Origin of the sequence: Streptomyces sp. YS415 (assembly GCF_023544665.1) — a bacterium.
Taxonomy (GTDB): domain Bacteria; phylum Actinomycetota; class Actinomycetes; order Streptomycetales; family Streptomycetaceae; genus Streptomyces.
Window position 1 is genome coordinate 1 of sequence record NZ_JAMJFL010000018.1, and the last position, 13675, is coordinate 13675.

General features: G+C 70.6%; 12 protein-coding genes. 10 read left to right on the forward strand and 2 right to left on the reverse strand.

From position 1 onward, the window contains the following. Positions 1-19 precede the first annotated feature (19 nt). The 8 genes from ruvC to M8H82_RS22570 all read left to right on the forward strand — a co-directional run bounded on the left by ruvC (position 20) and on the right by M8H82_RS22570 (position 9212). Positions 20-550 carry a crossover junction endodeoxyribonuclease RuvC gene (ruvC, locus tag M8H82_RS22535; RefSeq protein ID WP_250076692.1) on the forward strand — a complete coding sequence of 177 codons (531 nt, stop codon included), beginning with the start codon at positions 20-22 and terminating at the stop codon, positions 548-550. Further along, positions 547-1152, forward strand: coding sequence for a Holliday junction branch migration protein RuvA (gene ruvA / locus M8H82_RS22540; RefSeq protein WP_250076693.1), 606 nt, complete (start codon positions 547-549; stop codon positions 1150-1152). Before ruvC ends, ruvA begins: the two co-directional genes overlap by 4 nt. Before the next feature lie 21 nt (positions 1153-1173). Beyond that, the gene (ruvB, locus tag M8H82_RS22545; RefSeq protein WP_250076694.1) at positions 1174-2244 is read left to right on the forward strand and encodes a Holliday junction branch migration DNA helicase RuvB; all 1071 of its coding nucleotides are present in this window, start codon (positions 1174-1176) and stop codon (positions 2242-2244) included. Between the two features lie 185 nt (positions 2245-2429). Beyond that, positions 2430-2921 (forward strand): preprotein translocase subunit YajC, encoded by a 492-nt coding sequence (gene yajC / locus M8H82_RS22550; RefSeq protein WP_250076695.1) that lies wholly within the window; start codon positions 2430-2432, stop codon positions 2919-2921. 131 nt (positions 2922-3052) lie between these two features. Then, positions 3053-4798 carry a protein translocase subunit SecD gene (secD, locus tag M8H82_RS22555; protein ID WP_250076696.1) on the forward strand — a complete coding sequence of 582 codons (1746 nt, stop codon included), beginning with the start codon at positions 3053-3055 and terminating at the stop codon, positions 4796-4798. 1 nt (position 4799) lies between these two features. Further along, positions 4800-5921, forward strand: a complete 1122-nt coding sequence (gene secF / locus M8H82_RS22560) for a protein translocase subunit SecF (RefSeq protein WP_250076697.1) — start codon at positions 4800-4802, stop codon at positions 5919-5921. After that, the gene (locus M8H82_RS22565) at positions 5918-6457 is read left to right on the forward strand and encodes an adenine phosphoribosyltransferase (protein WP_250076698.1); all 540 of its coding nucleotides are present in this window, start codon (positions 5918-5920) and stop codon (positions 6455-6457) included. Before secF ends, M8H82_RS22565 begins: the two co-directional genes overlap by 4 nt. 220 nt (positions 6458-6677) lie before the next feature. Next, the gene (locus tag M8H82_RS22570) at positions 6678-9212 is read left to right on the forward strand and encodes a bifunctional (p)ppGpp synthetase/guanosine-3',5'-bis(diphosphate) 3'-pyrophosphohydrolase (protein ID WP_250076699.1); all 2535 of its coding nucleotides are present in this window, start codon (positions 6678-6680) and stop codon (positions 9210-9212) included. A 74-nt stretch (positions 9213-9286) separates the two neighbouring features. Here the strand turns inward: M8H82_RS22570 and M8H82_RS22575 are convergent, their stop codons facing one another. Both M8H82_RS22575 and M8H82_RS22580 read right to left on the reverse strand, forming a co-directional pair. Beyond that, positions 9287-10516 (reverse strand): DUF349 domain-containing protein, encoded by a 1230-nt coding sequence (locus tag M8H82_RS22575; RefSeq protein ID WP_250076700.1) that lies wholly within the window; start codon positions 10514-10516, stop codon positions 9287-9289. 136 nt (positions 10517-10652) lie between these two features. After that, positions 10653-11501: a peptidylprolyl isomerase gene (locus M8H82_RS22580; protein WP_250076701.1), complete on the reverse strand. Its 849-nt coding sequence runs from the start codon at positions 11499-11501 to the stop codon at positions 10653-10655. Positions 11502-11679: 178 nt separating this feature from the next. On the opposite strand from M8H82_RS22580, the gene M8H82_RS22585 reads away from it, so the two are divergent. Together M8H82_RS22585 and hisS are read left to right on the forward strand one after the other, a co-directional pair. Continuing rightward, on the forward strand, positions 11680-12399 hold the full coding sequence (locus M8H82_RS22585; protein ID WP_250076702.1) for an MBL fold metallo-hydrolase: 720 nt from the start codon (positions 11680-11682) through the stop codon (positions 12397-12399). A gap of 13 nt (positions 12400-12412) precedes the next feature. Beyond that, positions 12413-13675 carry a histidine--tRNA ligase gene (gene hisS, locus M8H82_RS22590; RefSeq protein ID WP_250076703.1) on the forward strand — a complete coding sequence of 421 codons (1263 nt, stop codon included), beginning with the start codon at positions 12413-12415 and terminating at the stop codon, positions 13673-13675.

Consider the following 13675-nt stretch of genomic DNA (forward strand, 5'->3'; position numbering starts at 1 on the left):
TCGAAGGAGGGGGCGCTCAGTGCGCGTACTGGGGGTGGACCCGGGGCTGACGCGGTGCGGGGTCGGCGTCGTCGAGGGAGTCGCGGGCCGGCCGCTCACCATGCTCGGCGTCGGGGTCGTCCGGACGCCCGCGGACGCCGAGCTGGGGCAGCGCCTCGTCGCCGTCGAGCGGGGCATCGAGGAGTGGCTCGACGAGCACCGCCCCGAATGCGTCGCCGTGGAGCGGGTGTTCAGCCAGCACAACGTCCGCACGGTGATGGGCACCGCCCAGGCCAGCGCCATCGCCATGCTGTGCGCCGCCCGCCGCGGCATCCCGGTCGCCCTGCACACCCCCAGCGAGGTCAAGGCGGCCGTCACCGGCAGCGGCCGCGCCGACAAGGCCCAGGTCGGCGCCATGGTCACCCGGCTCCTGCGGCTGAGCGCGCCGCCCAGACCCGCGGACGCCGCCGACGCCCTCGCGCTCGCCATCTGCCACATCTGGCGCGCCCCCGCCCAGAACCGACTCCAGCAGGCCGTGGCCCTGCACGCATCGAAAGGCCGTACGACATGATCGCCTTCGTCAGCGGCCCGGTCGCCGCCCTCGCCCCCGACTCGGCGGTGGTCGAGGTGGGCGGGATCGGCATCGCGGTCCAGTGCACGCCCAACACGCTCTCCGGGCTCCGCATGGGCCAGCAGGCCAAGCTCGCCACCTCCCTCGTGGTCCGCGAGGACTCCCTGACCCTGTACGGCTTCGTGGACGACGACGAGCGCCAGGTCTTCGAGCTGCTCCAGACCGCGAGCGGAGTCGGCCCCCGCCTGGCCCAGGCCATGCTCGCCGTGCACGCCCCCGACGCCCTGCGCAGAGCCGTCGCGACCAGCGACGAGAAGGCGCTCACCGCTGTCCCCGGCATCGGCAAGAAGGGCGCCCAGAAACTGCTGCTGGAGCTCAAGGACCGGCTCGGCGAGCCGATCGGCGCCCCCGCCGTCGGCGCACCGGTCAGCCAGGGCTGGCGCGACCAGTTGCACGCGGCGCTGATCGGCCTCGGGTACGCGACCCGGGAGGCCGACGAGGCCGTGTCCGCGGTGGCGCCCCAGGCGGAGGCGGCCGAGGGCACGCCGCAAGTGGGGCAGCTGCTGAAGGCAGCCCTGCAGACGCTGAACCGCGCCCGCTAGCCCGTACCGAGGAGAACTGCCGTGAACTGGGACGACACGACCGACACCCCCGCCGAGGAGCGGCTCGTCGGCGGGTCCGCCGACCGTGACGACCAGGCCGTCGAGGCGGCGCTGCGCCCGAAGGACCTGGGCGAGTTCATCGGCCAGGAGAAGGTCCGCGAACAGCTCGACCTGGTCCTGCGCGCCGCACGCGCGCGGGGTGCCACCGCCGACCACGTCCTGCTCTCCGGCGCCCCCGGCCTCGGCAAGACCACCCTGTCGATGATCATCGCGGCCGAGATGGGCGCCCCGATCCGCATCACCTCGGGGCCCGCCATCCAGCACGCCGGCGACCTCGCGGCGATCCTCTCCTCCCTCCAGGAGGGCGAGGTCCTCTTCCTCGACGAGATCCACCGCATGTCCCGGCCGGCCGAGGAGATGCTGTACATGGCGATGGAGGACTTCCGCGTCGACGTGATCGTCGGCAAGGGCCCCGGCGCCACCGCCATCCCGCTGGAGCTGCCCCCGTTCACCCTGGTCGGCGCCACGACCCGGGCGGGACTGCTGCCGCCGCCGCTGCGCGACCGCTTCGGCTTCACCGCGCACATGGAGTTCTACGAGCCGGCCGAGCTGGAGCGCGTCATCCATCGCTCCGCCCACCTCCTCGACGTCGAGATCGACTCCGCCGGCGCCGCCGAGATCGCCGGCCGCTCCCGCGGCACACCCCGCATCGCCAACCGGCTGCTGCGCCGGGTGCGCGACTACGCCCAGGTCAAGGCCGACGGGGTGATCACGAAGGACATCGCGGCGGCCGCCCTCGCGGTCTACGAGGTCGACGCCCGGGGACTGGACCGGCTGGACCGGGGGGTCCTCGAGGCCCTGCTCAAGCTGTTCGGCGGCGGGCCCGTCGGCCTGTCCACCCTCGCCGTCGCGGTCGGGGAGGAGCGCGAGACGGTCGAGGAGGTCGCCGAGCCGTTCCTGGTCCGGGAGGGTCTGCTGGCCCGTACTCCCCGGGGCCGGGTGGCCACCCCCGCCGCGTGGGCGCATCTCGGCCTCACCCCGCCCCGCTCCCAAGCGGCCGGAAACGGACAAGGGGACCTGTTCGGGGCGTGAGGACCCCGTGCCGGGCCCGCCCGGCGCGGGCAATGGCCGGGTCAGGAACCTCGGTGCCATGCTGAGCGTTGTTCCTTGCACGCGGACTCGCTTAGACTCCGCCGATGCCGCCGTTGTCGGCGGCACATACACCCCCAACCATCAGGCCGCTCACCATCGCGGTCATGTGAAGGAAGTTCCGACCCGTGAGTCTCCTGACCCTCCTCCCGTTCATCGTGCTCATCGGGGCCATGTTCCTGATGACCCGGTCGGCCAAGAAGAAGCAGCAGCAGGCCGTTGACATGCGGAACCAGATGCAGCCCGGTTCCGGCGTCCGCACCATCGGGGGCATGTATGCCACGGTCAAGGAGGTCAACGAGGACACCGTCCTCCTCGACGCCGGCCCGGGCGTGGACCTGCTCTTCGCGAAGAACGCCATCGGTGCCGTCCTCTCGGACGACGAGTACAACCGCATCGTCCACGGCATCGAGCACGACCTGAAGGCCGACGCCGACATCGTTCCGGACGACGCCTCCTCCCTCACCGAGTCCGACGACGCCCCCGCCGCCTCCGACGAGAAGTCCGTCGACCTCGGGAAGAAGGACGTGGACGCGGAGCCCGCCGACGACGCAGTGGCCGCCGAGACGAAGGCCGACAGCGAGCCGAAGAAGTCCGACGGCGAAGCCGACGCGAAGTAGCCGCATCCCGGAGCACGCGGGCCCGACCCGCATGCCCCGGGCAGGCGCGGCTCTCGCACGGAATCCCGACTACATGTCATGGCCGCAGGCGCCCACCCGGCGAGAGGCGGCCCGAGAGGGAGTACGAGAAGGTGGCAGCACCTAAGAAGGGCCGGAGCGCGGGCGCCCAGAGCAGGCCGGGGCGCTCGCTGGCCCTCATTCTGATCGCCATCGTGGCGCTCACCGGAGGAATGTTCCTCTCCGGGCACACCACCCCGCGACTGGGCATCGACCTGGCCGGTGGTACGAGCATCACGCTGCGCGCGGAGGCCGAGCCGGGCCAGGAATCCGCGATCAACAAGACCAACATGGACACCGCCGTCGAGATCATGGAACGGCGTGTCAACGGTCTTGGTGTCTCGGAGGCCGAGGTCCAGACCCAGGGCGACAAGAACATCATCGTCAACATCCCCAAGGGCACGAACTCCAAGGAAGCCCGGGACCAGGTCGGCACCACCGCCAAGCTGTACTTCCGCCCGGTCATCGCCACCGAGGCCGCCGGCGCCGCCGCGACGACCAGCCCGTCGCCGAGCGCGTCCAGCAGCGCCACGGACAAGGCGACCGACAAGGCGACCCCCTCCTCGTCCCCCTCGGTGACCGGCACGCCGTCGGCGAGCGCCACCTCCCAGGGCCGTGCGGTCACCGACGCCCTGAAGGCGGACCCCACCGGATCGGCGAGCCCCAGCTCCAGCGCCTCGCCGTCCGCCAGCGCCTCCGGTGCCGCGGACACCGGCAAGCTCGAGGCCCAGTACGCGGCCCTGGACTGCACCGACAAGACGGCCCGCGCCAAGGCGGGCGACGGCGCCAAGCCCGCCGAGCCGACCGTGGCCTGCGGCCAGAGCACCCCGGGCCAGTGGCAGAAGTACATCCTGGGCCCCGCCGAGGTCGACGGCACGGACGTCGCCGAGGCCGAGGCCGCCTTCGCGACCACGACCGGCGCCGGCTGGACCGTGAACATGAAGTTCACGGGCGAGGGCCGCAAGAAGTTCGGTGAGATCACCGGCAAGCTGGCCCAGAACCAGCCCCCGCAGAACCAGTTCGCCATCGTCCTGGACAACGAGGTCGTCTCCGACCCGCGCGTCAGCCAGGCGCTGACCGGCGGCAACGCCGAGATCTCCGGCAACTTCGACCAGGAGTCCGCCCAGAGCCTCGCCAACATGCTGTCGTACGGCGCCCTGCCGCTGTCCTTCAGCGAGGACAGCGTCACCACGGTGACCGCCGCGCTCGGCGGCGAGCAGCTCAAGGCCGGTCTGATCGCGGGCGCGATCGGTCTCGCCCTGGTCATCCTGTACCTGGTGGCCTACTACCGCGGCCTGTCGCTCGTCGCCATCGCCTCGCTGCTGGTCTCCGCCGCCCTCACCTACGTGATCATGTCGCTGCTGGGCCCGGCCATCGGCTTCGCGCTGAACCTGCCGGCCGTCTGCGGTGCCATCGTCGCCATCGGCATCACGGCGGACTCGTTCATCGTGTACTTCGAACGCGTCCGGGACGAGATCCGCGAGGGCCGCTCGCTGCGCCCCGCCGTCGAGCGGGCCTGGCCGCGCGCCCGGCGCACCATCCTCGTCTCCGACTTCGTGTCGTTCCTGGCCGCCGCGGTGCTGTTCGTCGTCACCGTCGGCAAGGTCCAGGGCTTCGCGTTCACGCTGGGCCTGACCACCGTGCTCGACGTCGTGGTCGTGTTCCTGTTCACCAAGCCCCTGCTGACCCTGCTGGCCCGCACCAAGTTCTTCGCGAGCGGCCACCCCTGGTCCGGCCTCGACCCCACACGACTGGGCGCCAAGCCGCCGCTGCGCCGTACCCGTCGTCCCGCCGGCCCCGTCGACCCGAAGGAGGCGTGAGATGTCGAAGCTCGGCAACCTCGGCGCCCGACTGCACCGTGGCGAGGTCGGCTACGACTTCGTCGGCAACCGCAAGCTCTGGTACGGCCTGTCCATCCTGATCACCATCACGGCGATCGTGGGCCTCGCGGTGCGCGGCCTGAACATGGGCATCGAGTTCCAGGGCGGCGCGGTCTTCACCACCCCGAAGACCTCCGTCTCCGTCGCCCAGGCGCAGGAGTACGCGGAAGAGGCCTCCGGCCACGACGCGATCGTGCAGAAGCTCGGCGACGGCAAGCTGCGCATCCAGGTCGCGGGCATCGAGACCAAGCAGGCCGACCGGGTCTCCGCGGAGCTCGCCAAGGACCTGAAGGTCGACGAGAACGACGTCACCGGCGAGCTGGTCGGCCCCAGCTGGGGTGAGCAGATCGCCAACAAGGCCTGGCAGGGACTGGGGATCTTCCTGGTCCTGGTGGTGATCTATCTGGCCATCGCCTTCGAGTGGCGCATGGCGGTCGCCGCGTTCGTCGCCCTGATCCACGACATCACCATCACGGTCGGCATCTACGCCCTGGTGGGCTTCGAGGTCACCCCGGGCACGGTGATCGGTCTGCTGACCATTCTCGGTTATTCGCTCTACGACACGGTCGTCGTCTTCGACAGTCTCAAGGAGCAGACCAAGGACATCACCAAACAGACCCGCTGGACCTACAGCGACATCGCCAACCGGTCGATCAACAGCACGCTGGTGCGTTCCGTCAACACCACGGTGGTCGCGCTGCTGCCGGTGGCCGGTCTGCTGTTCATCGGCGGCGGCTTCCTCGGCGCCGGCATGCTGAACGACATCTCGCTGTCGCTGTTCGTGGGCCTCGCGGCCGGCGCGTACTCCTCGATCTTCATCGCCACCCCGCTCGTGGCCGACCTCAAGGAGCTCGAGCCGCAGATGAAGGCGCTGCGGAAGCGCGTACTCGCCAAGCGCGCCCAGGCCGCGGCCAAGGGTGAGCCGATGGACGACGGCACGGTCGGCGAGTCCTACGACGACGAGCCGGAGCCGGACGACGCCGCACCCGCGGTCGTCGGTCCCCGCAACCAGCCCGCCTCCCGCACCCGGGGCCGGGGCCGCCCGTCGGGGAAGCGGCGATGACCGGCATCGAGGAGCTCCTGCTCAGCCGCATCCGTGATGTGGCCGACTACCCGGAGCCGGGGGTGATGTTCAAGGACATCACCCCGCTGCTCGCGGACCCGGCCGCGTTCACCGCGCTCACCGACGCCCTCGCGCAGATCGCCGAGCGCACCGGCGCCACCAAGGTCGTCGGCCTGGAGGCCCGCGGGTTCATCCTCGGCGCCCCCGTCGCCGTCCGCGCCGGACTGGGGTTCATCCCGGTGCGCAAGGCGGGCAAGCTCCCCGGAGCCACCCTCGGCCAGGCCTACGACCTGGAGTACGGCTCGGCCGAGATCGAGGTGCACGCCGAGGACCTCACCGCCGAGGACCGCGTCCTGATCGTCGACGACGTCCTCGCCACCGGCGGCACCGCCGAGGCCTCGATCCAGCTCCTGCGCAGGGCGGGCGCCGAGGTCGCGGGCCTGGCCGTGCTGATGGAGCTGGGCTTCCTCGGCGGCCGCGCCCGCCTGGAGCCCGCCCTGGCCGGCGCCCCGCTGGAAGCGCTGCTCAGGGTCTGACCCGCACCGCACGGAAACGGCCGTCCCGGCACATCGGGGCGGCCGTTTCCGTGCCCGCGGCACCGCGGGAACCGCTCCCCGGGAATCCGGCGGCAGCCCCTCCCGTTGCCCAGGTATACGGCCCTCCCATCGGCCTGAAGGCGATCCTCGGGCGCAGGATCGCTACCATGGGGTATCCGGAGCCTGACCGGGGGACCCGGATCGCGCACGAGGAGCCCTCTTGCCAGACGAGGCCCAGCACCTGACCGCCGCCAAGCCCGACTCCGCCTCGGGCCCCGCGGACAAGCCCGCGCCGAAGACGTCGAACGCGAAGAACGACGCCCGCGGGCCGGTCGAGCACGCCCAGGCGGCGCCCGTCGACAAGTCGGCCGACGAGTCGCGCCCCAAGCCGCCCCCGGCCGAACGCCCCTCCGCCCCCGTGGTCCGCCCCAACACCGGCCAGCCGCCCCGCACCGGCTCCTCCAACCGCGTCCGCGCCCGTCTCGCCCGCCTCGGAGTGCAGCGCTCCAACCCGTACAACCCGGTCCTGGAGCCCCTGCTGCGGATAGTGCGCAGCAACGACCCGAAGATCGAGACCGCCACCCTGCGGCAGATCGAGAAGGCCTACCAGGTCGCCGAGCGCTGGCACCGCGGCCAGAAGCGCAAGAGCGGCGACCCGTACATCACGCACCCGCTCGCCGTGACCACCATCCTCGCCGAGCTCGGCATGGATCCGGCCACGCTGATGGCGGGCCTGCTGCACGACACCGTCGAGGACACCGAGTACGGCCTCGACCAGCTCCGCCGTGACTTCGGCGACTCCGTCGCGCTGCTCGTCGACGGTGTCACCAAGCTGGACAAGGTCAAGTTCGGCGAGGCCGCGCAGGCCGAGACCGTGCGCAAGATGGTCGTGGCCATGGCCAAGGACCCTCGCGTCCTGGTCATCAAGCTCGCCGACCGGCTGCACAACATGCGCACCATGCGCTATCTCAAGCGCGAGAAGCAGGAGAAGAAGGCGCGCGAGACCCTGGAGATCTACGCGCCGCTCGCCCACCGCCTGGGCATGAACACCATCAAGTGGGAACTGGAGGACCTCGCCTTCGCGATCCTCTACCCCAAGATGTACGACGAGATCGTCCGGCTGGTGGCCGAGAGGGCGCCGAAGCGCGACGAGTACCTGGCCATAGTGACCGACGAGGTCCAGCAGGACCTGCGCGCGGCCCGCATCAAGGCCACCGTCACCGGCCGCCCGAAGCACTACTACAGCGTCTACCAGAAGATGATCGTCCGCGGCCGTGACTTCGCGGAGATCTACGACCTGGTGGGCATCCGCGTCCTGGTGGACACCGTCCGCGACTGCTACGCGGCCCTGGGCACCGTCCACGCCCGCTGGAACCCGGTTCCGGGGCGGTTCAAGGACTACATCGCGATGCCCAAGTTCAACATGTACCAGTCGCTGCACACGACGGTCATCGGCCCCAACGGCAAGCCGGTCGAGCTGCAGATCCGCACCTTCGACATGCATCGCCGCGCCGAGTACGGCATCGCCGCGCACTGGAAGTACAAGCAGGAGGCCGTCGCCGGCGCCTCGAAGGTGCGCACCGACGTGCCCAAGGCCGGCAAGGGCAAGGACGACCACCTCAACGACATGGCGTGGCTGCGCCAGTTGCTGGACTGGCAGAAGGAGACCGAGGACCCGGGCGAGTTCCTGGAGTCCCTGCGCTTCGACCTGTCCCGCAACGAGGTCTTCGTCTTCACCCCGAAGGGCGACGTCATAGCGCTCCCCGCGGGCGCCACCCCGGTCGACTTCGCCTACGCCGTCCACACCGAGGTCGGCCACCGCACCATAGGCGCACGGGTCAACGGCCGGCTCGTCCCGCTCGAATCGACCCTGGACAACGGCGACTTGGTGGAGGTCTTCACCTCCAAGGCGGCCGGCGCGGGTCCGTCCCGCGACTGGCTCGGCTTCGTCAAGTCGCCGCGTGCCCGCAACAAGATCCGGGCCTGGTTCTCCAAGGAGCGCCGCGACGAGGCGATCGAGCAGGGCAAGGACGCGATCGCCCGCGCGATGCGCAAGCAGAACCTGCCGATCCAGCGCATCCTCACCGGCGACTCCCTCGTCACGCTCGCGCACGAGATGCGCTACCCCGACATCTCCTCGCTGTACGCGGCGATCGGCGAAGGCCATGTGGCCGCGCAGAACGTCGTACAGAAGCTGGTGCAGGCGCTCGGCGGGGAGGAGGCGGCCTCCGAGGAGATCGACGAGTCGGTGCCGCCCGCGCGCGGACGCAGCCGCAAGCGGCGCAGCAACCAGGACCCCGGTGTCGTGGTCAAGGGCGTCGACGACGTCTGGGTCAAGCTCGCCCGGTGCTGTACGCCCGTCCCCGGCGACCCGATCATCGGCTTCGTCACCCGGGGCAGTGGTGTATCGGTTCACCGCAGCGACTGCGTGAACGTGGAGTCACTGTCCCGCGAGCCCGAGCGCATCCTCGACGTCGAGTGGGCGCCCACCCAGTCCTCGGTCTTCCTGGTCGCCATCCAGGTCGAGGCGCTGGACCGCTCCCGGCTGCTGTCGGACGTCACCCGCGTCCTGTCCGACCAGCACGTCAACATCCTGTCCGCGGCCGTGCAGACCTCGCGCGACCGCGTGGCCACCTCCCGCTTCACCTTCGAGATGGGCGACCCCAAGCACCTCGGGCACGTCCTGAAGGCGGTCAGGGGCGTGGAGGGCGTCTACGACGTCTACCGGGTCACCTCGGCGCGCAGCCGGTCGTAGCCGCTCGTCAGCACCACGGGACATGACGAAAGGGGCTCCCCGCGGGGAGCCCCTTTCCTGTCCGCGGGCGGTCGTCAGCCGCCGAACTCCTGAAGGCCCTTCAGGGCCTGGTCGAGCAGCGCCTGGCGCCCCTCGAGCTCACGCTCCAGCTTGTCGGCCTTGGCGTTGTTGCCCTGGGCGCGCGCCTGCTCGATCTGGCCGCGCAGCTTGTCCACGGCGGCCTGGAGCTGGCCGGTCAGACCCTCGGCACGCGCGCGTGCCTCCGGGTTGGTCCGGCGCCACTCGGTCTCCTCGGCCGCCTGGATGGCCCGCTCGACGGCGTGCATCCGGCCCTCGACCTTCGGCCGGGCGTCCCGCGGGACGTGGCCGATGGCCTCCCAGCGCTCGTTGATCTGGCGGAAGGCGGCACGGGCGGCCTTGAGGTCCGTCACCGGGAGGATCTTCTCGGCCTCGTGGGCCAGTTCCTCCTTCAGCTTGAGGTTCTCGGACTGCTCGGCGTCCCGCTCGGCGAAGACCGAGCTGCGCGCGGCGAAGAACACGTCCTGGGCTCCGCGGAAGCGGTTCCACAGGTCGTCCTCGTGCTCGCGCTGGGCACGGCCTGCGGCCTTCCACTCCGCCATCAGCTCGCGGTAGCGGGCCGCGGTCGGACCCCAGTCCGTCGACCCGGAGAGTGCCTCGGCCTCGGTGACCAGACGCTCCTTGGTCTTCCGGGCCTCCTCGCGCTGCGCGTCCAGCGCCGCGAAGTGGGCCTTGCGACGCTTGGAGAACGCCGAGCGCGCGTGCGAGAAGCGGTGCCACAGCTCGTCGTCCGACTTGCGGTCGAGCCGCGGCAGTCCCTTCCAGGTGTCCACCAGCGACCGCAGCCGCTCGCCGGCCGCCCGCCACTGGTCGGACTGCGCCAGCTCCTCCGCCTCGGCGACCAGCGCCTCCTTGGCGTGCCGCGCCTCGTCGGACTGCTTCGCGCGCTGCTGCTTGCGCTCCTCGCGCCGCTTGTCGACGGTTTCCACGAGCTTGTCCAGACGCTGCCGCAGCGCGTCCAGGTCACCGACGGCGTGGTGTGCATCGACCTGTTCGCGAATGTGGTCGATCGCCACCTGTGCGTCCTTCGCGGACAGGTCGGTGGTCTTCACTCGCTTCTCGAGGAGGCCGATCTCGACAACCAGGCCCTCGTACTTGCGCTCGAAGTAGGCCAACGCCTCCTCAGGGGAGCCGGCCTGCCAGGAACCGACGACCTGCTCGCCGTCGGCCGTACGCACGTACACGGTCCCCGTCTCGTCGACGCGGCCCCACGGGTCGCTGCTCACAGCGCCTCCTCCACATGATGCCTGCTCGGGGCTTCAGCGCCCCCGGGCATCGTCCACAGTTTCGTCACGGCCAACATAGGCGACCGGCGGGTTGCCTGTCCGCATCCCGCGCGACCGAAATTTCGCAGTTGGGGGGTCAGGATTTGGTGACAGTTGCCTTGTTGATCACCACGGTCGCGTTGGGCGCCGTGTTGCCCGTCGTGGGGTCCGCGGCCTGCGCTCCGGCGGCCGCCAGCTTCTTGAGAACCTTCATCCCCGACGCGGACACCGTGCCGAACGGCGTGTAGTTGGGCGGCAGCGGACTGTCCTGGTAGACGAGGAAGAACTGGCTGCCGCCGGAGTTCTTGCCCTCGCCGGTCTGGGCGTTGAACTGGTTCGCCATCGCGACCGTTCCCGCCGGGTAGGTGTCGCCCTTGAGGGTTTTGTCCTTGAGGTTCTCGTCCGGGATCGTGTAGCCGGGACCGCCGGTGCCGGTGCCCGTCGGGTCGCCGCACTGGAGCACGTAGATGCCGCTGTCGACCAGCCGGTGGCACTTGGTGTGGTCGAAGTAGCCCTTGCCGGCGAGGAAGTTGAACGAGTTGACGGTGTGCGGGGCGGCCGACGCCTTGAGGTCGATGCCGATCTCGCCGCAGGTCGTGTCCAGCTTCATCGTGTAGTCCGCGGACTTGTCGATGGTCATGGCCGGCTCTTTCTTCCAGCTCATGGTCTCGACCTTGCCCGGGGCCGCCTTCTCGCACGGGTCCGGGACCTTGCTGGTCGGCGTCGCGCTCGGAGTGACCTCCGGGCCCGCGTTCGACTTGCCGTCGTCCCCGTCGAAGGCGCCGGCCGTGTAGAGCCCGAGGCTGCCGATGAGTATGACGCCGAGCGCGGACGCGATGACCGCGTTGCGCGTGCGTGACTTGCGCCGCGCGTCCGTGCGCCGCTGCTGCTGCCGCAAGAACTTCTCCCGGGCGAGCTGACGCCGCCGCTGTTCCTGGCTGACCACGGGGTTGTCTCCTCAAGCGTCTGAATGTCGACCGGTGCGAGTGCGTCCGGTGGGCCGACCGTCTGCGTGTGCCCCGTACCGTATATGGGTTCGCTGAGGAATCGGCAGCGCCGGTAGGCTCTGACCTCAGGCGCAGCCCACCGACTTGTCGCCCGAACCGACACAACGAAGGACGATCGTGCTCATTGCCGGGTTCCCCGCCGGGGCCTGGGGGACGAACTGCTATCTCGTCGCCCCCGCCGCCGGTGAGGAGTGCGTGATCATCGACCCGGGCCACCAGGCGGCCCCCGGAGTCGAGGAAGCACTGAAGAAGCATCGGCTCAAGCCCGTCGCCGTCGTCCTCACCCATGGCCACCTCGACCATGTGGCCTCGGTCGTCCCCGTGTGCGGCGCGCACGACGTACCGGCCTGGATCCACCCCGAGGACCGGTACATGATGAGCGACCCCGAGCGGGCGCTCGGCCGTTCCATCGGGATGCCGCTGATGGGCGAGCTGACGATCGGGGAGCCGGACGACGTCAAGGAGCTGACCGACGGCGCGAAGCTGCAGCTGGCGGGCCTGGAACTGTCCGTCGCCCATGCGCCCGGCCATACCAAGGGGTCGGTGACCTTCAGAATGCCCGAGGCGGCGGACATCCCGCCGATCCTCTTCTCGGGCGACCTGCTGTTCGCCGGCTCCATCGGACGCACCGACATGCCCGGCGGCGACATGGCCGAGATCCTCGACTCGCTGGCCCGTGTGTGCCTGCCGCTCGACGATTCGACCGTGGTGCTGTCCGGCCACGGCCCCCAGACGACCATCGGCCATGAGCGCGCCACCAACCCGTATCTGCGGCAGGTGGCGGCAAGCCGCCAAGATCGCGGAGCAGCCCCGCGGGCTCCCCGACGAGGAATGTGACGAGATACCTTCCGTGAGCACCTTCAAGGCCCCCAAGGGCACTTACGACCTGATCCCGCCGGACAGCGCCAAGTTCCTGGCCGTCCGCGAGGCCATCGCCGCCCCGCTGCGCAACTCCGGCTACGGCTACATCGAGACGCCCGGCTTCGAGAGCGTCGAGCTGTTCGCGCGCGGAGTCGGGGAGTCCACCGACATCGTGACCAAGGAGATGTACGCCTTCGAGACCAAGGGCGGCGACCGGCTGGCCCTGCGCCCCGAGGGCACGGCGTCCGTGCTGCGCGCCGCGCTGGAGGCCAACCTGCACAAGGCGGGCAACCTCCCGGTCAAGCTCTGGTACTCCGGCTCCTACTACCGCTACGAGCGCCCCCAGAAGGGCCGCTACCGGCACTTCTCGCAGGTCGGCGCCGAGGCGATCGGCGCGGAGGACCCGGCGCTGGATGCCGAGCTGATCATCCTGGCCGACCAGGCGTACCGCTCGCTCGGCCTGCGCGACTTCCGCATCCTGCTCAACAGCCTGGGCGACCAGGAGTGCCGTCCGGTCTACCGCGCCGCGCTCCAGGAGTTCCTGCGCGGCCTCGACCTCGACGAGGACACGCTGCGCCGGGCGGACATCAACCCGCTGCGCGTGCTGGACGACAAGCGCGAGGCGGTCCAGAAGCAGCTCGGGGACGCGCCGCTGCTGCGCGACTACCTCTGCGACGCGTGCAAGGCGTACCACGAGGAGGTCCGCGAGCTGATCACGGCCGCGGGCGTCGCCTTCGAGGACGACCCGAAGCTGGTGCGCGGCCTGGACTACTACACCCGTACGACCTTCGAGTTCGTCCACGACGGTCTGGGCTCCCAGTCCGCGGTGGGCGGCGGCGGCCGCTACGACGGCCTGTCCGAGATGATCGGCGGCCCCGCGCTGCCGTCCGTCGGCTGGGCCCTCGGCGTCGACCGCACCGTCCTCGCGCTGGAGGCGGAGGGCGTCGAGCTGCAACTGCCCTCCACGACCAGCGTGTTCGCGGTCCCGCTCGGGGAGGAGGCCCGCCGGGTGCTGTTCGCCAAGGTGGGCGAGCTGCGCAAGCAGGGCGTCGCGGCGGACTTCTGCTACGGCGCCAAGGGCCTCAAGGGCGCCATGAAGAACGCCAACCGCAGCGGCGCCCGCTACACGGTCGTCGCCGGCGAACGCGACCTCGCCGAGGGCGTCGTCCAGCTCAAGGACATGGAGTCCGGCGAGCAGACGGCGATCGGCGTGAACGAGATCGTCGCCGAGCTGGAGTCCCGGCTGGGCTGA